Origin of the sequence: Nocardia sp. NPDC006982 (assembly GCF_042869435.1) — a bacterium.
Taxonomy (GTDB): Bacteria; Actinomycetota; Actinomycetes; order Mycobacteriales; family Mycobacteriaceae; genus Nocardia.
Genome location: NZ_JBIAFV010000005.1, coordinates 415151 through 436322, shown reverse-complemented (window position 1 = coordinate 436322; position 21172 = coordinate 415151). Strand labels below are relative to the sequence as shown.

The following is a 21172-nucleotide window of genomic DNA, read 5'->3' as shown; positions in this document are numbered from 1 at the left end:
CCGCGGTTGTGTGCGTTGGGCCCGGAGGAGGCAGCTTGCGTAACCACGGAAGGCACCGCGCACGCCGCAAATCGAAGCAGGATACTGGACGATCGTGACTGACAGCAGCAGCGCCGGGATCGGGCATGCGCCCGCTCCCGGCGGCTCCGAAGACGCCACACCCAAGGCCGCCGGTCGCACCTGGTCGTGGTTGCGGGTAACCGGTTCGGTGGGGCCGCTCGGCATCGCCACCGCGGTGCTCTGGCTCAGCATCATCGTGCTGCTACCGTTGGCCGCGCTGACCGTCACCTCATTCGATGACGGCTGGTCGGGATTCTGGGATGCCATCACCGCACCCGCGGCCATCGACTCGCTGCGCATCACGGTGCTCGTCTCCGTGGTGGTGGCGGTCATCAATGTGGTGATGGGCACGCTGATCGCCTGGGTGCTGGTCCGCGACCAGTTCCCGGGTAAGAGCATCGTCAACGCGCTCATCGACCTACCTTTCGCGCTACCGACGATCGTCGCGAGCATCGTGCTGCTGTCGCTCTACGGTCCGCAGAGCCCGATCGATATCCACCTCAATGCGACCCAGCCCGGCCTGGTGGTGGCACTGGCCTTCGTCACGCTGCCGTTCGTGGTGCGCTCGGTGCAGCCGGTACTCATCGAGGCCGACCGTGAGGTCGAGCAGGCCGCACTGTCCCTCGGCGCGGACAACTGGACCACCTTCCGCCGCATCGTCTTGCCGACCCTGGCGCCCGCCATCATCAGCGGCGGCGGGCTCGCTTTCGCCCGCGCCATAGGCGAATACGGTTCGGTGGTGCTGATCGGTGGCGCCATCCCGCGCAAGACCGAAATGGCTTCGCAGTACATCCAGAAGCAGATCGAGATCGATCGGCCGGTGAATGCGGCGGCGGTGTCGGTCGCACTACTGGTCATCTCGTTCGCGACGCTGCTGGTGCTGCGGCTGTGGGCCGAGCGCACGGCGCGCAAGGAGGAGGAGGCGCGATGAATCTGTCCTGGCCGACTCGTATTTCGCTGCGCGTGGTTGCGCTCGGCTACCTGTTCATCCTGCTGGTGCTTCCGCTGATCATCATTCTGTGGCGCACCTTCGAGAAGGGGATCGGCGCGTTCATCGACTCGATCTCCACGCCCGCGGCGATCTCGGCATTCCAGCTGTCGATCCTGATCGTGGCGATTGTGGTCCCGGTGAATGTCATCTTCGGCATCGTCACCGCGATCGCCCTGGTGCGCGGCAAGTTTCCGGGCCGCACGCTGGTGCAGGGCATCGTGGATCTGCCCTTCGCGGTCTCGCCGGTCGTGGTCGGTGTCGCGCTGATCCTGCTGTGGGGTGCCGACGGCTGGTTCGGCGGACTCGAAGACGTCGGCTTCAAGGTGATCTTCAATCTGCCCGGCATGGTGATCGCGACGATCTTCGTCACGCTGCCGTTCGTGGTGCGCGAGGTCGAGCCGGTGCTGCACGAGATCGGCGACGATCAGGAGCAGGCCGCGGCCACCCTGGGCGCGTCCCGCTGGCAGACGTTCTGGCGGATCACCCTACCGGCGATCCGCTGGGGCCTGACCTACGGCGTCGTGCTGACCGTCGCGCGTGCGCTCGGCGAATTCGGCGCGGTGATCATGGTGTCCTCCGCACTGCCGGGTAAATCGCAGACGCTGACCCTGCTCGTACACGGTCGATACATCAACGACCACAACACCTTCGGCGCCTACGCCGCCGCGACCCTGCTGATGGGCCTTGCCCTCGTAGTCCTCCTGTTGATGACCCTCCTCGAACGTAAGCGTGGCACCAAGTGATCACCGTGACCAATGCGAAGAAGAACTACGGTTCCTTCGCCGCCCTGGACGATGTCAGCATCGAGATCCCGTCGGGGGAGCTGACCGCCCTGCTCGGCCCGTCGGGCTCGGGCAAGTCGACGCTGCTGCGCTCGATCGCGGGCCTGGAATCGCTGGACGCCGGCATCGTCACCATCGCTGGCAATGACGTCACCCACGTACCGCCGCAAAAGCGCGATATCGGCTTCGTATTCCAGCATTACGCCGCGTTCAAGCATATGACCGTGCGCGATAACGTGGCCTTCGGACTCAAGATCCGCAAGCGTCCGAAGAGTGAAATCGCCAAGCGTGTCGACGAATTGCTCGGCATCGTCGGCCTCGACGGCTTCCAGCACCGCTACCCGGCTCAGCTCTCCGGCGGTCAGCGTCAGCGCATGGCACTGGCTCGCGCGCTCGCGGTCGACCCGCAGGTGCTGCTGCTCGACGAGCCGTTCGGCGCGCTCGATGCCAAGGTGCGCGCCGATCTGCGCACCTGGCTGCGCCGGCTGCACGAGGAGGTCCACGTGACCACCGTGCTGGTCACCCACGACCAGGAGGAGGCGCTCGATGTCGCCGACCGGATCGCGGTGATGAACAAGGGCCGCATCGAACAGGTCGGCAGCCCGGAGGACGTCTACGACCGGCCCGCCAACGAATTCGTGATGTCGTTCCTCGGTGCGGTGGCCCGGCTCAACGGACATCTGGTGCGTCCGCACGATATTCGCGTCGGCCGCGATGCCAGCATGGCGCTGGCCAAGGACGAGGGCACTGCGGAATCGGCGGGCGTCACCCGCGCCACCGTGGAACGCGTTGTGCACCTCGGATTCGAGGTTCGCGTCGAGTTGCGCAATGCCGCCACCGGTGATCTGTTCGCCGCGCAGGTGACCCGCGGTGACGCCGAGGCGCTACAGCTCAGCGACGGGGAAACCGTCTACGCCCGCGCCACCCGTATTCCGGAACTGCCTGCGGGATAAGCGCGAATCCCGACTGCGCTTTATGGCTGCGGATTCCGCATTTGCGAAATCCGTGGCCATTCCTGGCGTGTCGAAACCGAACTCCGGTTTCCACGTCATATTGTGCTGAATGCGAAACAACCGCTAGTGGGTTCCGATGAATTATCGGAACGTAATCCGATGTGAGCATTCGCAATGGTCGTCGAACGCGGCCCGTATGCGGGCGGCGGGAAGTTGAACGATCACCATGTCGATTCGAAGACAGATATTTCTGGCGCTGGCCGTTGCCGGCGTCGCGGTGATAATCCAATCCGGTCCGGCGATCGCCGCACCACCACCCGGAACGCCGGCAGTGCGCGCCCCGGATGGCCCGGTTATCACCGAGATTCCCGCGGACTCGCCCGAAGTGGCCGCAATCGGTCCGGAATCGGTGGGGAAGCCGATCCCGAACTCATACGTCGGTCTCACTCCGGCGCAGTTGATACCGCGTGGAATCGAGGGCGAGCAACGGCATTTCACGCCGAATCCGGAGCAATGGGATAACGCGCGAACGATTGTCGAAGTGGTCCTGCGTCGTGATCTGCCCGCCTATGCGGCGGTGGTCGCGCTGGCCACCGCAATGCAGGAATCGCTGTTGCGTAACGTGACCGCGGCGGTCGATCACGACTCGCTCGGAGTATTCCAGCAGCGGCCGTCCGCTGGCTGGGGCACGCCTGAGCAACTCACCGATCCGCGGTACGCGACCGATCGATTCCTGGACGCACTGCTGGTCCACGCGCCTGATTACCAGGCGATGCCGTTGTGGCAGGCGGCGCAGGCCGCGCAGCGCTCGGGCTTTCCGATGGCGTATGCGCGGTGGCAGGAGCAGGCCGCGCAGATGGTGTCGCGATTGCTCGGACCACGGCAGGGGCCGGTGCGGCGGGCGGCGAGTGCCCAAGCGGTGCTGGACTGTTGCTGATGAGTTGCCAATGGGTGTAATGGTTTTGATTTCCCGCACCGGAATCGCTCGCGAATTCCGGTGCGGGAAGTCGGAACTCGTTGTCGGATCGGCCCATCCGCGCGGTGGCGGACTGGTCGGTTTCGATATGGCTCGGGATCGGGTTGTTGCGCCGTGTTCGGCAACCTCGATCGGGGGCTGATTGGGGGCTGTTTTCACATGTGAGAACATGTATTGGAAGCCGGGGCGACGAGCTGGCCGCCGTCTGGCAAACAGCAACAGGGCATCGTTGAATCCCGGCGCGCCGTAAGAAGATCCGGCCGAGAAATCGGCGCGTCAGCTCCCGTGCCAGGTGAGCCGGGATCGGCGCTGTGCTATGCAACCTGTGTCAGTGGCGGCGGCATGCGGACAACCGTGTGTCCGGTGGTTGGCAGGCCGGTCGCGGAGTGGTTGCGTGAACAAGGTTCGAAGCAAATCGGCTCGGCGATCAGAGGATTGCGATGGCGGTTGGTCTCGGTTTGAGCATAGGCACGGTGAACACGGTTTCCGCTCTGGCGGAGGAGGGTTCGGCCAAGGCTCCACCCGGTCGCCGCTCCGCCGCCGAACGCTCGCGCGCCGTCACCCGCCGCACCACCCTCACCTTCGACAGCACCGGAATGGCCAGGGTCGGCATGATTCCGCGACACGGGCGCGCCATCACCGAATTCGCCGATCTGAGTCAACGCAAGACCAAGCAGGCCAGGGTAGGGCACCGCGCGCTGACCGCGGCCGATCTGATCGCGGTCGTCACGGATTGTCTGATCACCGAGGCGCGTCGCGATCGTCGTGCGGTCGATGCGGGGGTCACGCTGACGCATCCGGCGGGCTACACCGAAGGCCAGTTGGAGGAGTTGCGTGCGGCGCTGGACGCGATCGGCCTGACTCATGTCGCGCTGGTCGCCGAACCCGTCGCGGCGGCCACCTGGCTCGAGGTCGAACGCGGACCGTTGATGCCGGGCCTAGCCCTGGTCTATGACCTAGGTGGAGCAAGTCTCGATATCACCCTGGTGCGAGTCGGCGCGGGCTGTCCGCTCAATCCGATTGTCGGCGTACCGATCCGTTCGACGGAATTCGGCGGGCGGGCGTTCGGCGCGCTGGTCGCCGCGCGGGCCGGGAACGGGACCGTGCCCGCCTCCATCTCCGGTGCGGTCATCGGTGTCACCGCCGACGAACTGCGCACCATCCATATCCGATCGTCGCTGAAGCTGGTCTATCGCTGTCTGCGGATGGCGGATGTGACCATGGCCGATGTGGACTGCGTGCTGGTGGTCGGCGGCGCGGCCCGGCCGGTCGAGGTGGCCCAAGTGCTCGCCGGTGAACTGGCGCGTCCGGTGATCACGGCCCCGGATCCCGAACGCACGATCGCCGACGGCGCCGCCATCTTGGCGCGTCGCGCCGCCGCCGCGGACGAGGAGGTCACCGGACATCACCATCGGCGCAGACCCCGCAGAGCGAAGACGCGCGCTCTCTTACTTTCACGGCGCACCAAGCGCCGCTTGACCCGGGTGGCGATCGCGGCGGGGATGTCGGCCGCTGGAGTGGCGCTCGCGCTGGCGTTGCCCGCCGACACGGTGGTCGCGGGCTTGTCGCAACTCGGGCTGCGGTAAAGGCGGACCCGGCGGCGCACCGCGGCGTCGCCGGGAATGCCGATCATGTGCCAGGTTGACGTGACTCCTCGTAGGTGTAACTATGGGATACAGTAAATGTGTCCCACGAGGAGAGGCAGTGACGACGATGTCTACAGCCGTGACGCCCGCAGTCGATCCCGATCTGGCGAAGGCGCAGGAGTATGCCGCCAAGCTGCTGCTGCTCTCCGAAGGTTCGGTGAACAAGCACTTCGACCCCTTCGAGGACATCGACTGGGACAATCCGGATTTCGCCGCCGATGCCGGTGAAGAGCGCTGGGTGCTCCCGGTATCTGGCGATGCGCTCGGTCGCCACCCCTGGTACCAGGCGCTGCCGCTGGATCGGAAGATCGCGATCGGGAAGTATCGCCAAGCCAATGTCGCCAAGATCGGTCTGCAGTTCGAATCCATTCTGATCAGCGGCATGGTGACGCACAGCTTCGGTCTGCCCAACGGTTCGCCCGAATTCCGTTACTGCTCCCACGAAATGATCGAGGAGCACAACCACACCCTGATGTTCCAGGAGATGGTCAACCGGATCGGCATCGACGTTCCCGGTATGGGCCCGCTCGTGCGCAAGTTCAAGTACATCGGTGCGCCGGTGGCTGCCCTGTTCCCGAATCTGTTCTTCATGGCCGTGCTCGCGGGTGAGGAGCCGATCGACCACATCCAGAAGGCGATCCTGCGCTCGGGCGAGGACGTGCATCCGATCATGCGCGGCGTAATGGCGATTCACGTCGCCGAGGAAGCGCGCCACATCTCCTTCGCGCACGAGTTCCTCAAGCAGCATGTGCCCGAGAAGAATGCGGCCAATAAATTGGTGCTCTCGATCGTCATGCCGATCGTCATGTTCATCCTCGGCCGCTCCATCTACACCCCGCCCCGGTCGTTCTTCAGGGAATTCGATATCCCGGACGAGGTGCGCAAAGAGCTGTTCTACGGTTCCAAGCAGGCCAAGCAGGAGTTCAGCGACTTCTTCGGCGATGTGCGCACGCTGGCCAATGACATCGGCCTGATGAATCCCATCGGCAAGGCGGTTTGGAAGCTGTTGAATATCGACGGCCACACCACCCGCTACCGCTCGGAGCCGTTGCGCACGGCCAAGGCCGGCTGACGTGCCCTACGTCGTCACGCAGTCCTGCTGTAGCGACGCGTCCTGCGTCTACGCCTGCCCGGTCAACTGCATCCATCCCACGCCCGACGAACCCGATTTCCTGACGGCGGAGATGCTGTACGTCGACCCGCAGGCGTGCGTGGACTGCGGCGCATGTGCGAGTGCGTGCCCCGTCGATGCAATCACCTCGTCGAAGAAGCTGACCGACGAGCAGAAGCCGTTCATCGAGATCAATGCCGACTTCTATCGGCAGGCGCGGTCGCGGCCGCTGCTGGCCAAGCCGGTGCCCGCGGCCGAGATCCACACCGAGCGTCAGCCGTTGCGGGTGGCGATCATCGGATCCGGGCCCTCGGCCATGTACGCGGCCGACGAACTGCTGACCCAGCCCGACGTCACTGTGACGGTCTTCGACCGGCTTCCGGTACCTCACGGACTCGCCAGGTACGGCGTCGCGCCGGACCACGCCAAGACCCGGCAGGTAAACAAGCTCTTCGATATCATCTCGGCGCAGCCTGGTTTCGAGTCGTACCTGAATATCGAAGTGGGCAAACATATTTCGCATCAGGAGCTGCTCGCGCACTTCCACGCGGTGATCTATGCGGTCGGTGCGTCCTCGGATCGGAAGCTCGACATTTCTGGAGAAGGTTTGGCGGGCAATGTATCTGCCACCGACTTCGTCGCCTGGTACAACGGGCATCCGGATCACGCCGGGCGCACCTTCGATCTGTCGCAGCGCCGGGCCGTCATCGTCGGCAATGGCAATGTGGCGCTCGATGTGGCGCGTATTCTGGCCAGCGATCCGGAAGCGTTGGCGGGCACCGATATTGCGCCCCATGCGCTGAAGGCCCTGCGAGAGAGCAAGATCGAGGAAGTGGTAGTGCTCGGTCGGCGCGGTCCGGCCGAATCCGCTTTCACCGTACCGGAATTCGTCGGGCTGCTCGGTGCGGATGTCGATATCGCCATCGAGGGTGAACTGCCTGCGGTGACCGACGAGCTGCCGTATCAGGTCGAGCAGAAGCTGCGGCTGCTGCACTCCGTAGCAGGGCGGCCCTTCGGTGCGCGCAAGCGGATCGTCTTCCGGTATCTGGCCGCGCCGACCGCGATTCTGGGCGCCGACGAGGTGACCGGCATCGAGCTGAGCCGCAACGAACTCGTCACCGATCCGGATGGTCGCGTTCGTGCGGTAGCGACGGGGGAGACCGAGCGGTTGGATACCGGGCTGGTGCTCACCTCGGTGGGCTATCGCGGTGTGGCCCTGCCGGGCTTGCCGTTCGACGAGCAAGCCGCCGTGATCCCGAATCTGAACGGCCGGGTGCTGGAACAGTCCGGTGGTGCGGTGCTGCCCGGAATGTATGTCACCGGCTGGATCAAGCGTGGTCCCACCGGATTCATCGGTACCAACAAATCCTGCGCGCAGGAGACGGTTCGGCAGTTGGCCGATGATTTCAACGCAGGTCGGTTACGTGAACCGGCAGGTAAGCCGGCGGATTTCGATCACCTGGTGCACCGCCGTCGGCCCTCGGTCCTGGCCCGCCGCAGCGCGGTGCGAACCGGAATCGTTCGCCGCCTGCTCGCCCGCGTCTGAGCGGCGCAAGCGCGCCCATGTCTTATTCGTGCTGTGTAACGGTTTTCGCCTTCCGCCGACATGGTGTATGCGCGGTTAGGGTCCGTGACGACGGTCGGTACCTCGGCGCACGGCGACGCGATGAGGGCGAGTGCCGGGCCGAGGTGCCGATTGGCGACTATTTGGCGGTGAACCCACCGTCGATCGCGAGCGCCGCGCCGGTGATGAAGCTGGCCTCATCGCTCAGCAGGTAGGCGCAGAACGACGCGATCTCCTCCGGCTTGCTGATCCGGCCGAGCGGATGCAGTGCGGCGATGGCCGCTTCACCCTCGGGCGTCGCACCCATCGAGTTGCGGAAAGCGGGCGTATCGACGGCGCCGGAGACCAGCGCGTTGACACGAACGCCCTGTTCAGCGGCCTCCAGCGCGACCGCGCGGGTCAGTCCGACGACGCCGTGCTTGGCCGCCACATACGGTGCCACCGAACCCATGCCGACCACGCCGAGGTTCGAGGCGTTGTTGAGGATCGCGCCGCCGCCGGAGGCGACAATCGCCGGAACCTGGTGGCGCAGACCGTAGAACACGCTGGTCAGATTGAGTTCGAGATCGGCACGCCAGCCCGCCTCATCGATCTGCTCGATCGGGCCGAAGGCATTGACGGCGCCCGCATTGTTGAATGCCGCGTCCAGCCGACCGTATTCGGTGAGCGCCGCCTGCGTCAGCCGGGCGACCTCCTCCTCGACGGTGACATCGGTCGGCACGAAGATCGCCCGGCCACCCGCCGCGCGGATATCGGCCGCCACCTGCTCGCCCGCTTCTTTACCACGTGCGCCGAGCACCACTGCCGCGCCCTCGGTCGCCGCCCGCAGGGCCACCGCCTTGCCGACACCCGAGCTTGCCCCGGTGATGAGCATGACCTTGTCCGCGAAACGTGTCGACATCGTCTTCGAATTCCCTTCTCGTTCTTGCGATTTCATGAGCGATGAGCCGGCGCGGGAACTAGTTTCGTCCGAGCGCTTGCTCATTGCTGAATCCAGTCAAGCGGTCGGAGAGTGGTGCTGCTAGCGGAAATCAGCCGTTGCGTTTGACGCGTCATGTTCTGGCAGTCGGTACGCCCGTACTATGAAATCCACAGAGCTGGCAACGGATTGGTTACCGACCAGTCGGTGTGTGTTGTCGGTTCTGGGTAGTTCTGTTCGGCGTGGCAGATCTGAGCCCTCGTTTCGAGTTACTGCGTGGTAGCGGAATTTGGCTTACCGCAGTGGAATCGGGCCTTCGGTCGCGAAACGCCGGACGTCCAGTGGTCTGTATGAATCTTTTTCATGCGATCTAGCTGGGAGTTTCAGACGGGGTCAACGGAAGCCAAACGTTTCATATCAATTCGACATCCGAATCGTTCCAGCAGCAGCTAACCTGTGGGTGCTGTTTGGGAAGCGACCGCGGCCACATGGATCTCCTATGTGATGGACGTGGTCTCGGTGCGTTGACGGGATAGCGAATGACTACAGGTCTGGGTTTCAGCATCGGTTCAGTGAACTCCGTATCCGCCATGGTGACCGGCGAGCGACCGTTGTCGTCGGTGCGGGCACGCCGCACGGCAGTGACCTTCGACAGTGCGGGTGGCATCCGAATCGGGGGAATCCCCCAATTCGACATGGCCGTAACGGATTTCGCCGATCTGGCGCGAGACCCGGAGTCGATTGTCGTGGGCGGGCGGCTCTGGTCACCTGCGAACCTGGTCGCCGCCGTGGTGAACGGCCTGCTCGAATCCTTCCCACCGACCGCGGGAGCCGTGGCCACCTATCCCGCATGCTATTCCGATAAGCAGCTGTCGCTGCTGCGGCAGGCATTGAATCTGGCCGGTGCCGCGGATGTGCTGCTCATACCCGAACCCGTCGCGGCCGCGGAGTGGCTCGAACAGGACCGCGGACCGCTGGAGTCCGGTTTCGTGCTGGTGTACGACCTCGGCGGGTCTTGCCTCGATGTGTCGATGGTCCGGGTCGGACCGGACTGGGACGATCACCCGATCGTCGGAAAGTCCGTGCGCTCCTACGATTTCGGCGGTCGGCCGCTCGGTTCGATGATCGCGCGATATGCCCGGGTCGCCGAACCCGGCGACAACGGGTCGATGCTGCAGATGACCTCGATTGTCGATATCACGAGTATGCGTGCTCAGCACATCCGGGATTCCATCGATGTGGTCCACGAATGTGTGGAATCGACGGGGCGGTGCCTGTCCGATATCAGTTGCATCCTGCTGGTCGGTGGCGCCACCCGTCCCGTCGAGGTCGCGCGCATCCTTGCCGAACTCGGCCGACCGGTGGTGATGTCGAGTGATCCGGGGCAGACCGTCGCCGTCGGCGCCGCCGGCTATGCGGCCCGCAGCTTCGCACCGCTGTCGACCGGTGGCCGGCATCGAGCGCCGAAGGTCGCCGTATTCTCCAGTGCCGCAGTGGCTTCCGCAGTGGCCGTATCGGCCGTCACGGTATTCGGCGGCCCGAACATTTCGCAGATGCCGTCCCTGGTGGATGCCTTGCCGGGCAGCTTCCCGATAGACAACCTGCTGCTCGAGCCCGATGTCGAAGCGCTCGCGGAGGCCGGTTCCGCGGCGGTTGGTTGGGCGACCACGACGGCGGGCTTCGGCTATTCCGGTCGACCGGCCTACGGGATCGCTCCCGTCGCCCATACGACGCGGATCGGACCAACGATCGGTCCATCCGTGGCTGAGGCACACGGCGGCAGCCACAGCGAACCACGCGGTGGAACAGCACATTCCGGTGGCGTCACCTACGCCAACCCCGCTCAGTTCCTGAACCCGCTGCCATTCATCCGAAGCCCGCAGACGATCCCCGCCGTGCCGTACCAGCCTCCCGCTGGTACGCCCATCCCGAGCGTCAGCCTTCCGGGTTCGGTTCCCGCCCCGACCAATCCGATTCCCGCCGTTCCAGCTGGCACCACAACGACTCCGGGTACCGGCGGCACCTCGACGGGCACCGGTGTACCGGGTACCGGCGAAACATCTACCGGGACTGTGACATCGGGCGGAACCGCCTCGGATGGCAGCACGGGTGATGCGTCCGGCGGTACGACTTCGGGCACCAGCGGCTCGACGTCGGGAAATTCTCACAACGGCGGTTCATCGAGTAGTACCTCGAGCAGCTCGACAAGCGCTGGCGCTTCAGGTGGTTCGACCGACGGCAGTACCTCGGGCGGTGCTGCGGATGGTGGCGCGTCGGGCGGCTCCGCGAGTGGTGGTGGATCGGGCTCGACGGGTGGTGGTGCCTCGGGTGGATCGACGGGTGGTTCCACGAGTGGTGGTGGATCGGGCTCGACGGGTGGTGGTGCGTCGGGAGGTTCCACGGGTGGCAGTACTTCGGGAGGTTCCACGGGTGGCGGTACTTCGGGAGGCTCGACGGGTGGTGGTGCCTCGGGTGGATCGACGGGTGGTGGTGCCTCGGGAGGTTTCACGAGTGGTGGTACCTCGGGAGGTTCCACGGGCGGTGGTATGTCGGGAGGCTCGACGAGCGGCGGCACGGTCGGCGGTTCGACCGGAGGCCCCTCCTCCAGCGGCAAGTTCTCCGGCGGAACCACTTCCGGCGGCAGCACCAGCTCTGGCGGCGCCTCCACCGGCGGTATCTCCTCGCACGGTTCGGGTGGCTCCGGTGGTGGCGGCGGTGCCCGCAGGTAATCCGCAGTAGTACTTCTCGGGGCGGCCCTCAGCGCTTCGCCTGCATGGAGGTTGGCGGCGGATCGCGATCGTCTACTGTGCGTGGGCTGGGGTTTGAGCTTGCGATTGCACCGGTGGTTGGAGCGGTGTTGGCCGATTGTGGGCGGTGCCCGCGGGTGGTTCGCGGTGGTACTTCTCGGGGTGGCCCGCAGCGCTTCGGCTGCATGGAGGTTGGTGGCGGGCCGCGATCGTCTACTGTGCGTGGGCTGGGGTTTGAGCTTGCGATTGGAGCGGTGTTGGCCGATTGTGGGCGGTGCCCGCGGGTGGTTCGCGGTGGTACTTCTCGGGGTGGCCCGCAGCGCTTCGCCTGCATGGAGACCGGCGGCGGACCGTGATCGTCTACTGAGCGCGGGGCCGGGGTGGGAGCTTGCGATTGCGCGGGTCGGTGGAGCGTGTTGGCCGATTGTGGGCGGTGTTCGCGAGTAGTCCGCGGTAGCACTCCTCGGGTGGCCCGCAGCGCCTGGCCAGCGTGGAGGTTGGTGGCGGGCCGCGATCGTCTGCTGAGCGCGGGGTCGGGGTGGGAGCTTGCGATTGCACCGGTGGTCGGAGCGGTGTTGGCCGATTGTGGGCGGAACCCCGCGGGTGATCTCCGGTAGTAACTTTCGGGCGTATCAGTAGCGCGCAGGTCTGCGTGGGGGCAGCACAACCCGGGGCGTGATCGTCGAAGTGTCACGGATTCTCGGCATTCGCACTCCGCGGGCGTGCCCGTGCGGGGGCGATTCCTAGACGGAGTGCGGCATTCGGACCGCCGGCTCGTAGCCGACCGGTTGCGAATGCCGCGGCAGCACCAGATTCGGTGGCATCTCTTGGCGGACTTGGTTGCCGGGGTTCGTCGTGTGGCGGCAGCAGCGGGGCTGAGGTAGCGGAGTGGTGAAAGTCGTTGATACGCAAGGTCACTGGTGCTGGTCCGACCGCCACGTTCGCCGATCAAGCGCTTGCGATCAGTGACCGGCCGAGCTTGGGTCGGCTCAACCTCACCATCTACGACCAGCTCGAACAACACAACGCCGACGTCTTCGTCACCGACTCGGTCGAGGGCCGCTACCGCCAGCGCTCCCACCCCACCTCCAGGTCCTACATTCCGACACCCTCTTCGACTCCGCCCCCAAGGCCTACCTGGTGCTCAAGGGTGACATCTTGCCCGGATCTGCACTCGTTCGGTTCGCACTCCTAGCGTTAGTAAGTGCGGGTTAACGTCGGAGTTGGCGTGACATTCGCGATCACGCCGATATTCAGCGTGGCCGCGCGTTCGGGAGAATCCCAGGACATGGTCGTGGACTTCTTCGCCTGCCACAGCGTCGAATACGATCTGCACGTGCAGCTGTGCACCGATCTCGACACCCGACCGAGGACGGTGGCGACAATCCGCTTCGACCGCCACGACTCCGAGATGGAGTGCTGCCGATGCGCGGCCGGCATTGCTGCTTTGACTGCCCTGGTGTAGGTGGCACTTCGTGCCGAGATCCTCTGGCCGATCATTGGGTGGCGGCTCTGGTGGGTGGGCCCTGGCTGAGGAGTGGAGACCGCAGCATAGCGACGGGGCAGCGCCTGCGAATGGTCACTGCTGCAGCATCGGCGGTTGGGTGAAAGCCGCTGGTCCACATGGCTGTTGGGTACGGAGGCGCACCGTCATGCCCGGGCAGAGATCCGCACCGTTTGTCAGATTCGCACTTCTTCTGGGCGCTGATGAGGGGCGCGGGTTCCGTGAAGGAGTGCGATTGTTCGTTTCGCTGGTCTGTCAGCGAGTGATACGCACATTCGGACCGGTCGAATTTCGATGACGCCGAGTGCCATAGCGATGCACAATGGGTTGGTGGTACACGGGGGACCTCAGCTTATTGCGCTGGATGTCGATGGAACGTTGCTGCAGACGGGATCGCCGGTCAGTGAAAGGGTGATCGATGCTGTGCGGGCGGCGGTGGCGGCGGGGGCGCATGTGGTTGTGACGACCGGGCGGACGTTGATGACGACGCGGCCGGTGCTGCAGGAGCTCGGGCTTATCGATGGACATGCGTTGTGTTCCAACGGGGCCGTGCACATCGATGTGGCGAGGGGAGAGCCGGTGGCGGTGCAGACCTTCGATCCGGGGCCCGCGGTCGTCGCCTTGCGGGCTCTGTTTCCGGAGATGATCTTCGCGGTGGAGAAAGTCGGCATCGGCACCTGGGCCACGGGTGTCAGTCCGGGCGAATTCTCCATCGGCGAATACGTTCTCGTCGATGACGGCGCGTTGAGCAGCGAGCCGACCCCGCGACTGAACGGCTGGTGGCCCGAAGGTTCCCTGGAAGAGATGCTGCGCCTGCTCACCCGACTGCGGGTACCGGGTGCGAGCTGGGTGCACGGCGAATTCGGCCCGTGGCTTACTGTTTCGCGCCGTGGCGTCTCCAAGGGTTGGGCACTGGAGCGCCTGCGCACCGCACTCTGCATCCCCCGCTCCGCCACCCTCGCCATCGGCGACGGTTACAACGACCGCGAAATGCTGCACTGGGCAGGCCATTCCGTAGCAATGGCGAACGCACCGAACGAGGTCCGCAACTGGGCGGACGAAGTCGCCGACGATGTCGCCGACGACGGCGTCGCCAAAATCCTGGAGCGCTGGTTCGGCCACTGACTTGGACCGGCGATCACCATGCGCTAGAGGCGGCAATTATCGAGAGATCCTCTCCACCAACGCATTTTCGGCGCAGGGCATGCTTCGGGTGGCGTCATGATGAGGCGGGCGGACCCCTGCGCGCAGCCCGGCAGCATCGCATTCTGAGCGAAAGGCGAATCGCGGGAGGCGTCGCGAAAGGGCGAGCGAATCCGGAGCATCCCACCACCAAACATTTCGCGGGAAGGTATGCCTTGGGTGTGGTCGCGATAGTGTGGCCGGACCCCGAGAGCATCCCACCGCCAGGCATTCTCGTGGGAAGGCATGCCCTGGGCGGCGTCGCGCGCGAAAGGGCGGGCAGACCCGAGAACGCGCCGCCACCATTGCATTCTCGGGCAGGGCGTGCCCGGGGCGGGTGGTCTAGGCGCGGCTGAGGATTTCGAGGTAGTGGGGGTTCTGCATGATGCCGAGGACGTTGCCGAAGGGGTCTACTACCGAGGCGGTGATGAAGTCTCCGTTGCCGCGTGGCGTGATCGGCTCGTATTCCTCGGCGCCGAGGGCCACAAGTCGGTCGAAACTTGTCTGTACATCGTCGACGTGCCAGTTCAGGATGGCGCCGCCGGGGGCGTTCTGTGCGCCTGCGGGGGCGAATTTGCGATTGATGATTCCCAGTTCGTGCTGGTAGTCGCCGAGGCGGAATTCGTAGTATCCGCCGGGCACCGCGTAGTACGGGTCGAGGCCGAGAACTTCGGTGTACCAGTCCTTCGCGGCCTCGAGGTCGTCGGCATAGAACGAAACAGTGGCCATTCCTCGCAACATTTTTGCTCCTCTGGTCGGGTTCTGTGCGATCCATGATTCCGCCTAAAGTGCTCACCGAATGAGCACTTTTTTGGGCAGAATTTTGCTCATGCGAGCAGAGCGATTGGTGGCGACCCTGTTGCTGATGCAAACCCGCGGACGGGTGACGGCTTCCGAGATCGCCGCCGAACTCGAGGTATCGGTAGCCACCGCACGCCGCGACCTGGAGGCGCTCTCGGCCGCGGGAGTTCCGGTCTATCCGCAGCCGGGCCGCGGCGGCGGCTGGTCGCTGGTCGGCGGCGCGCGCACGGATCTCAGTGGCCTCACCGAACCGGAGGCTCGCGCGCTGTTCCTGTTGGCGGGCCCGTCCGCGAGTGCGGTGCCCGAGGTGAAATCAGCACTGCGCAAGCTGGTACGCGCGCTCCCACAGACCTTCCGCACCGATGCGGAGGCCGCGGCCGACGCGGTGGTGATCGATCCCGCGCGCTGGGGTGAGCACGATCAGACCCGGCCGCAGCTCGTGGAATTGTTGCAGCGCGGGGTAGTCCAACGCCGCAAAGTGCAGCTGACGTATGAGCGCGCGGGGGAGCGCACCCGGCGCGTCGTCGATCCGTGGGGCCTGGTCGACAAGGACGCCATCTGGTATCTCATCGCAGGCACCGATCGTGGTAGGCGCATCTTCCGCGTCGATCGCGTCGTCGATGCCACGATTACCGACGAAATTGCCCACCGACCTGCGAATTTCGATCTTTCCACCGCCTGGGCGGAGGTGGTCGGCGAGGTCGAACAACATCGCGCCGCCACATCCGCCACCGCACTTATTGCGCCGCAACTACTTCCGGTCTTGCGCAAGCAGCAGGGGCGACACTGTGAGGTGGACGGTCCGGTTGCCGACGATCGCGTTCAGGTCCGTATCACCGCACCGACACCGCGCATGATCGCCCAGCAATTGGCGGGCTGGGGTGCCGAAATCGAGGTGCTGGCACCGCAATCGGTGCAGGCGGAGTTGGCCGTACTCGGTGCCGAACTCGTCGATCGATACGGTGAGTGACCGCACGGAAATCGAATCTTGCACATCGATTTCGGGCACCGCGGATGATCATGACGCGTGCCGCCTGATGGCCGAAATCAATGATGGCGCAGGGGTTTTCCATCGCATGAGCGGTCGGCTATGAATAGCTCTGGCCAGGTTTGTCAAGGACCGCCCAGTTGATTCAAACGACATTCGAATTACCGGGTCGGGATTCATCGTCATGGCGATTCCGTGCGGTATCAGCAGCGCATGCTGCTCAGCCGAAGTTCGTTGCTGGCGTTGGCCGCAGCGCTGCCCGCCGCCGGGCCCGCGGCGGCGACGCAGCGACCGCGTTCGGTGCCGCGGTACAAGGCGCGCTCACCGGTGCACTGCGGGGTACCGTCATCGGTCTGTTGGTCGGGGCCACGGCTCCGGACGCGGTGCCGCAGGTCCTGCCCTGATCCGCATTCACTATGGGATTCGGCGTTTGCGAACGCCGATCAGGTATCCGGCTCGGCGGTTGCACGCCGAGAAGGTCGCTCTCGGGGGTCATAAACGTCGAGGAGAAGACGACCCGACCGCGTCCGAGTGACAAGCTCGAACGCGGGCCCGGTGCCTGGTTCCGATCAATGCGCGGGTTCGGGCAGCAGCCCATGCAGTGCGCGCACCATTTCGGTGGCCACCACCGCATGCCCGCTCATCGTGAAGTGAATGAGATCGGCGCTCATCACATCCGGCCGCAGCCGCAGCGGATGGTCCCAGAACTCCACTAGCACGGCGTCGTAACGAGCGGCCAACTCGCGGGTGATGTCGTTGAGCGCCGACATCCTGTCCCGCATCGGGCGCATCGGCGCCATCCGTTCCGCGTCCCACACATCGGCGAGGGTGAAGGTGCTCACCTGTGTCCCGTTGCGGGCGAGTGCGCCGAAGATCGCGTCGAGATTCGTGCGCAACGCGTCGAGATTGCCGCCGGGAGTGAACAGATCGTTTCCGCCGCAGCTGATATGCACCAGGTCCGGTGCGAATTCGAGTACCTGCGGCAGCTGATCGGCGCGTACCTGCGCGGACGTCGCGCCGATCCGGCCGGTATTCAGATATGCCAGAGCGGGATTCGCTGCAGTCAATACCGCGGCGACGCGATCTGCCCATCCGGCGGTGTCGTACCCGGGACTCGGATCGCCGACGCCATGGGCTATCGAATCCCCGATTACCGCATAGCGCTGCCAGGGTGCGTCGGCGAGCAGTTCGAGTGCGGCGGTGTTCGACAACAGCATCGGGTCGTTGGCTTCGGTACGAATATCGTTGTGCGTCACGGTGACTCCTAGCTCTGGGACGTAACGGCAGCAGGAATGCGCGCCGGAATCGCGATAACCAATGCGGACGCGATACCGATGCCCGCGCAAACGGCGAACAGCGTGTGGAAGGCGGACAGCGCATCATCTGCATTGGCGGCGAAGACCGCGGCCAGCACCGCGACACCGAGCGCACCGCCCACCTGCCTGGCGGTCAGATTCATCCCGATTCCGGCCGCGAAGCGTTGCGGCGGCAGCGAACTCGCGGCGGCGGTACCGAGCACCGTCACGACGATCCCGACGCCACCGCCACCGAACAGCCCGGCCGGTACCCACGCGGACCAGAGAGCCGGTGTCGGCCCGAAGGCGTCGGTGCTCATCCACACATTGGTGCCGGTGTACATCAGCGCTCCGAGAACACCGAGCCAGCGCCGCGTGCTCGCCGCCGTGACACGACCGGCAATCGTTGCGGTCACCATCGAGGACACCGCACCCACCGTCAATGCCGCGGCCGAGCCGAGCACCGAATACTGCCAGATCGCATCGAGGAACAGCGGTCCGGCGAGCAGCCAGGCGAACATGGTCGCACCGAAGACGAACGAGGCGGCGTTGGCCAGCGCATACGGCCTGCTCTGCCACAATTCGACCGCGATGGCCGGATTGTGGTGGCGCACAGAGCGAATCAGCACGGCCACGATCAGCAGCGCGCCGACGCCGAGCACCGCGAGTGTGCCGGGTGCGGTCCAGCCCCATCGCTGTCCCTCGGTCACCCCGGCGACCACGCCGCCGAGTCCAAGGGCAATGGCGATGGTCCCGACAGGGTCTGGCAGCGCGCTGCCGGGCTGACGGATATCGGGCACGGGAATGCGCATCCCCGGCGCGATCAGCACGATCGCCACCGGAATATTGATGACGAATACCGCTCGCCAGCCGAAGGTCTCGACCAGCGCGCCGCCGATCGCCGGACCGACGACGGCGGCGAAACCGCCTGCGGCAGACCAGGCTCCGATGGCCGCACCGATCTTCTCGCGCGGGGTGACGGTGAGGACGAGTCCGAGTGCGGACGGCACCATCAGCGCCGCCGTCGCACCTTGCAGCAGGCGTCCGGCAATGAGCCAGCCCGCGGTGGGCGCGAGGCCGCACAGCAGCGATGTCACGGCGAAACCGGCCAGTGCGATCAGGAACAGCCTGCGCCGTCCTAGAGTGTCGGCGAAGCGGCCCGCCGGGGTGAGCAGTGCCGCGAAGGCGATGGCATATCCACTGACCACCCAGGTCAGCGTGGTTGTCGCGGTACCGGGAAAGTCGCGGGCGATCGACGGAAACGCGATATTGACGACTGACAGATCCAGGAAGGCGATGAACGCTGCGCCACAGGCGATGACGAGCGTGCGCACGGCGGCCTTCGAGGTCGGCGGACTGTCGGTCCGCTCGGACACTTCGGTCATGAGGGAGATCCTTCGGTGAGGCGAAATCTAAACGTACGACCGTTCGTGCAATAAACGTACGACCGTACGTTCGTATTTGCAACCCGGAAGTGGAAGAATGGCCTCATGGCCGAGTCGACAACCACCGCGCAGGGCACCGATCAGCGTCTCGCCAAGGGCGCCCGCTCCCGGGCCTCGATCGCCAGACATGCCGCCGACGTGGCCTCGGTCGAGGGGCTGACCGGCCTGAGCATCGGCCGTCTCGCGACCGATCTCGGCATCAGCAAAAGCGGCATAGCCACCCTGTTCGGCACCAAGGAAGCGCTGCAGGTCGCCGCGGTGAAGGTGGCCCGCGAGGCCTTCGTCGAACGAGTGATCGCGCCCAGCCTCAGCGAACCGCGCGGCTTACCCCGCCTGCGCGCCATCATGGACCGCTGGTTCGACCACATCACCGACCCGACATTTCCGGGCGGCTGCTTCCGCGTGGCCACCATCGCCGAATTCGACAGCAAGCCCGGCCCGGTCCGCGATGCCATCGCCGAGGATCGCAGCGAATGGCTCGACTTCTTGGCCAAGCAGATTCGGCACGCGCAGGACCAGGGCGATCTCGCCGACCGCGACGCCGATGCCATGGCTTTCGAATTCGATGCGGTGATCAGTGCGGCCAATACCGCCCTGCAGATGGGTGATGATCGCGGTGTCGCCACCGCGCGCACCATCGTGAACGGGCTGCTGGGCTGAGATCTGCTTAGACGTCGGGAGTCAGCACGCGTGATGAATCACCCGGAGCGGGTGCCTTGAATCGCGGCAAGTCGGCGATGAGGTCGGACAGCTGACGGCTGGTTCGCTGCACTGTGCCATCGGGACGGACGAGGGCGCCGCGTCCGCGCCTGAGCCAGCGTCGCAACGCGCCCCGAGCGATGACGATGACACCGCCGCGCTGTTCGATCTCGCGACGCTGTGCCGGTGTCGGCTGGACAGCGGTGAGGATGGCGAATCGGCCCGCCGCGATATCGTCGAAGCGACGGCCGTCGAGGAATGCGTTCGGGACCAATATGCCCGCCAGCCCTCGGTGGAAGCGATGCGCCACAACAAGTTCGGATCGGTGTAGCGGCGGCGTCTGTCCGTTGGTTACCAACTCGGCGAAGCCGGGCAGGTGGTGCAACCGCGGCGCGATGAGGCGGCGCAGCAGATTTCCGAACTGACCGCCGTCGGTCATGGCTCGTCCGGTGAACTTGGCGAGCCGGATCATGGCGTGCGCGTGCGGTTTTCGTTCGATTTCGTAGGTATCGAGGACACTCGCAGGTAGGTCTTCGGCGAGGACGCCCGCGAGCTTCCAGGCCAGGTTGGCCGCATCGCGTAGCCCAGCGCCCATGCCCTGGCCGATGAACGGTGGGGTCAGGTGGGCGGCATCGCCGAGAATGAACATCCGGCCGGAACGCCAGCGGTCGGCGAGTTGAGCGCGGAAGGTGTACTCGGCGACGCGCACGAGCCGGAGTTCCTCGGACGGGGTGTTCCGGGTCCACGGCGCGATCAGTGGCTGCAGGCTCGTCAAGTCGCTGTAGTCTGCGGCGGCTTCGCCGGGACGGAGTCGGAATTCCCAGCGGTAGCGAGTCGTTCCGATCCGCATGTAGGTCGCGGCTCGAACTGGGTCGCAAACCTGGTGTACCCCTTCCCATTCCCCGAAGTCGGCAGCGGTGTCCACATCGACGACGAGCCAGCGCTGTGCGAAGTTCAGATCGCGCATCGTGGCGCCGATCGCGGACCGGACGACGCTGTTGGCGCCGTCGCAGCCAAGCACATATTCGGCCAGGACCGACTCGGCCGCGCCGGTCACACGATCGGTGAAATCGACACGTACACAGTCATTTTCCTGTGCCACGCCGATGACCTCGGCACTGCCGCGGAGGGTGATGCCGGGATATCGGCGCACATTGGCGCGCAGGATTGCTTCGAGCTCCGGTTGGTCGAATAGGTTCGCCTCCGGGTAGCCATTGGCGCCGCCCGCCGGATCGCGATCGAATTGGGCCAGTACCCGCATATCGGGGTCGATCAATCGCAGGCCCAGCGCCGGACGCGAGATCGCGTCGAAGCCGTCGCCGACGCCGAGACGTGCCAGTATCCGGCGGATTTCGCCGTCGAGATGTACCGCCCGAGGCTGCGGATATATACTGTCCCAGCGTTCCAGCACCAGGGTTTCGATGCCGTATTCGGCCAGCAGTGTCGCCACGGTGAGGCCCGAGGGGCCCGCACCGACGATCACCACTGGAACCGAGTTCATCGACTCGC

18 protein-coding genes are annotated in these 21172 nt (G+C 65.4%); 13 read left to right on the top strand and 5 right to left on the bottom strand.

The window, feature by feature from the left end:
• The first annotated feature begins 190 nt into the window (after positions 1-190).
• The 7 genes from cysT (at position 191) to ACFYOW_RS22735 (ending at position 8065) form a co-directional block, all read left to right on the top strand.
• Positions 191-991, top strand: coding sequence for a sulfate ABC transporter permease subunit CysT (gene cysT, locus ACFYOW_RS22765; protein ID WP_157124980.1), 801 nt, complete (start codon positions 191-193; stop codon positions 989-991).
• Positions 988-1794, top strand: coding sequence for a sulfate ABC transporter permease subunit CysW (gene cysW, locus ACFYOW_RS22760; protein ID WP_062991326.1), 807 nt, complete (start codon positions 988-990; stop codon positions 1792-1794). Before cysT ends, cysW begins: the two co-directional genes overlap by 4 nt.
• Positions 1791-2786 carry a sulfate/molybdate ABC transporter ATP-binding protein gene (locus ACFYOW_RS22755; protein ID WP_387290903.1) on the top strand — a complete coding sequence of 332 codons (996 nt, stop codon included), beginning with the start codon at positions 1791-1793 and terminating at the stop codon, positions 2784-2786. The genes cysW and ACFYOW_RS22755 overlap by 4 nt, the downstream gene beginning before the upstream one ends.
• A gap of 226 nt (positions 2787-3012) precedes the next feature.
• A complete protein-coding gene (locus ACFYOW_RS22750) occupies positions 3013-3723 on the top strand; it encodes a hypothetical protein (RefSeq protein ID WP_387290901.1) in 711 nt (236 codons plus the stop codon).
• Positions 3724-4235: 512 nt separating this feature from the next.
• The gene (locus ACFYOW_RS22745) at positions 4236-5348 is read left to right on the top strand and encodes an Hsp70 family protein (protein ID WP_387290899.1); all 1113 of its coding nucleotides are present in this window, start codon (positions 4236-4238) and stop codon (positions 5346-5348) included.
• Positions 5349-5475: 127 nt separating this feature from the next.
• Positions 5476-6480 carry a diiron oxygenase gene (locus tag ACFYOW_RS22740; protein ID WP_387290897.1) on the top strand — a complete coding sequence of 335 codons (1005 nt, stop codon included), beginning with the start codon at positions 5476-5478 and terminating at the stop codon, positions 6478-6480.
• Position 6481: 1 nt separating this feature from the next.
• Positions 6482-8065, top strand: coding sequence for an FAD-dependent oxidoreductase (locus ACFYOW_RS22735; protein ID WP_387290895.1), 1584 nt, complete (start codon positions 6482-6484; stop codon positions 8063-8065).
• 157 nt (positions 8066-8222) lie between these two features.
• On the opposite strand, the gene ACFYOW_RS22730 is transcribed toward ACFYOW_RS22735, so the two are convergent.
• Complete coding sequence (locus ACFYOW_RS22730; RefSeq protein ID WP_387290893.1) at positions 8223-8984, bottom strand: SDR family NAD(P)-dependent oxidoreductase; 762 nt, start codon at positions 8982-8984, stop codon at positions 8223-8225.
• A gap of 590 nt (positions 8985-9574) precedes the next feature.
• On the opposite strand from ACFYOW_RS22730, the gene ACFYOW_RS22725 reads away from it, so the two are divergent.
• The 3 genes from ACFYOW_RS22725 to ACFYOW_RS22715 all read left to right on the top strand — a co-directional run bounded on the left by ACFYOW_RS22725 (position 9575) and on the right by ACFYOW_RS22715 (position 14378).
• Complete coding sequence (locus ACFYOW_RS22725; protein ID WP_387290891.1) at positions 9575-11731, top strand: Hsp70 family protein; 2157 nt, start codon at positions 9575-9577, stop codon at positions 11729-11731.
• Positions 11732-12977: 1246 nt separating this feature from the next.
• On the top strand, positions 12978-13214 hold the full coding sequence (locus ACFYOW_RS22720; RefSeq protein WP_387290889.1) for a hypothetical protein: 237 nt from the start codon (positions 12978-12980) through the stop codon (positions 13212-13214).
• A 333-nt stretch (positions 13215-13547) separates the two neighbouring features.
• Positions 13548-14378 (top strand): HAD family hydrolase, encoded by an 831-nt coding sequence (locus ACFYOW_RS22715; RefSeq protein ID WP_387290887.1) that lies wholly within the window; start codon positions 13548-13550, stop codon positions 14376-14378.
• A gap of 399 nt (positions 14379-14777) precedes the next feature.
• Here ACFYOW_RS22715 and ACFYOW_RS22710 read toward each other — a convergent pair whose 3' ends face one another.
• Entirely contained in the window at positions 14778-15176 is a 399-nt protein-coding gene (locus tag ACFYOW_RS22710; protein WP_387290885.1) for a VOC family protein, read from the bottom strand.
• 88 nt (positions 15177-15264) lie between these two features.
• On the opposite strand from ACFYOW_RS22710, the gene ACFYOW_RS22705 reads away from it, so the two are divergent.
• Both ACFYOW_RS22705 and ACFYOW_RS22700 read left to right on the top strand, forming a co-directional pair.
• Entirely contained in the window at positions 15265-16206 is a 942-nt protein-coding gene (locus ACFYOW_RS22705) for a helix-turn-helix transcriptional regulator (protein WP_387290883.1), read from the top strand.
• A 158-nt stretch (positions 16207-16364) separates the two neighbouring features.
• Positions 16365-16628, top strand: coding sequence for a hypothetical protein (locus tag ACFYOW_RS22700; protein ID WP_387290881.1), 264 nt, complete (start codon positions 16365-16367; stop codon positions 16626-16628).
• 165 nt (positions 16629-16793) lie between these two features.
• On the opposite strand, the gene ACFYOW_RS22695 is transcribed toward ACFYOW_RS22700, so the two are convergent.
• Together ACFYOW_RS22695 and ACFYOW_RS22690 are read right to left on the bottom strand one after the other, a co-directional pair.
• On the bottom strand, positions 16794-17480 hold the full coding sequence (locus tag ACFYOW_RS22695; RefSeq protein WP_387290879.1) for an SGNH/GDSL hydrolase family protein: 687 nt from the start codon (positions 17478-17480) through the stop codon (positions 16794-16796).
• An 8-nt stretch (positions 17481-17488) separates the two neighbouring features.
• Positions 17489-18904 carry an MFS transporter gene (locus tag ACFYOW_RS22690; RefSeq protein ID WP_387290877.1) on the bottom strand — a complete coding sequence of 472 codons (1416 nt, stop codon included), beginning with the start codon at positions 18902-18904 and terminating at the stop codon, positions 17489-17491.
• Positions 18905-19009: 105 nt separating this feature from the next.
• On the opposite strand from ACFYOW_RS22690, the gene ACFYOW_RS22685 reads away from it, so the two are divergent.
• Positions 19010-19624: a TetR/AcrR family transcriptional regulator gene (locus ACFYOW_RS22685; protein ID WP_387290875.1), complete on the top strand. Its 615-nt coding sequence runs from the start codon at positions 19010-19012 to the stop codon at positions 19622-19624.
• A 7-nt stretch (positions 19625-19631) separates the two neighbouring features.
• Here ACFYOW_RS22685 and ACFYOW_RS22680 read toward each other — a convergent pair whose 3' ends face one another.
• Complete coding sequence (locus ACFYOW_RS22680; RefSeq protein ID WP_387290873.1) at positions 19632-21164, bottom strand: bifunctional 3-(3-hydroxy-phenyl)propionate/3-hydroxycinnamic acid hydroxylase; 1533 nt, start codon at positions 21162-21164, stop codon at positions 19632-19634.
• Positions 21165-21172 lie beyond the last annotated feature (8 nt).

What these genes read in the sequence shown, in the direction of transcription:
- ACFYOW_RS22685 (WP_387290875.1), top strand. Translation starts at nt 19,010, where the DNA reads ATGGCCGAGTCGACAACCACCGCGCAGGGCACCGATCAGCGTCTCGCC.
- ACFYOW_RS22730 (WP_387290893.1), bottom strand. Translation starts at nt 8,984, where the DNA reads ATGTCGACACGTTTCGCGGACAAGGTCATGCTCATCACCGGGGCAAGC.
- ACFYOW_RS22690 (WP_387290877.1), bottom strand. Translation starts at nt 18,904, where the DNA reads ATGACCGAAGTGTCCGAGCGGACCGACAGTCCGCCGACCTCGAAGGCC.
- ACFYOW_RS22750 (WP_387290901.1), top strand. Translation starts at nt 3,013, where the DNA reads ATGTCGATTCGAAGACAGATATTTCTGGCGCTGGCCGTTGCCGGCGTC.
- ACFYOW_RS22710 (WP_387290885.1), bottom strand. Translation starts at nt 15,176, where the DNA reads ATGTTGCGAGGAATGGCCACTGTTTCGTTCTATGCCGACGACCTCGAG.
- ACFYOW_RS22705 (WP_387290883.1), top strand. Translation starts at nt 15,265, where the DNA reads ATGCGAGCAGAGCGATTGGTGGCGACCCTGTTGCTGATGCAAACCCGC.
- ACFYOW_RS22715 (WP_387290887.1), top strand. Translation starts at nt 13,548, where the DNA reads ATGACGCCGAGTGCCATAGCGATGCACAATGGGTTGGTGGTACACGGG.
- ACFYOW_RS22740 (WP_387290897.1), top strand. Translation starts at nt 5,476, where the DNA reads ATGTCTACAGCCGTGACGCCCGCAGTCGATCCCGATCTGGCGAAGGCG.
- ACFYOW_RS22680 (WP_387290873.1), bottom strand. Translation starts at nt 21,164, where the DNA reads ATGAACTCGGTTCCAGTGGTGATCGTCGGTGCGGGCCCCTCGGGCCTC.
- cysW (WP_062991326.1), top strand. Translation starts at nt 988, where the DNA reads ATGAATCTGTCCTGGCCGACTCGTATTTCGCTGCGCGTGGTTGCGCTC.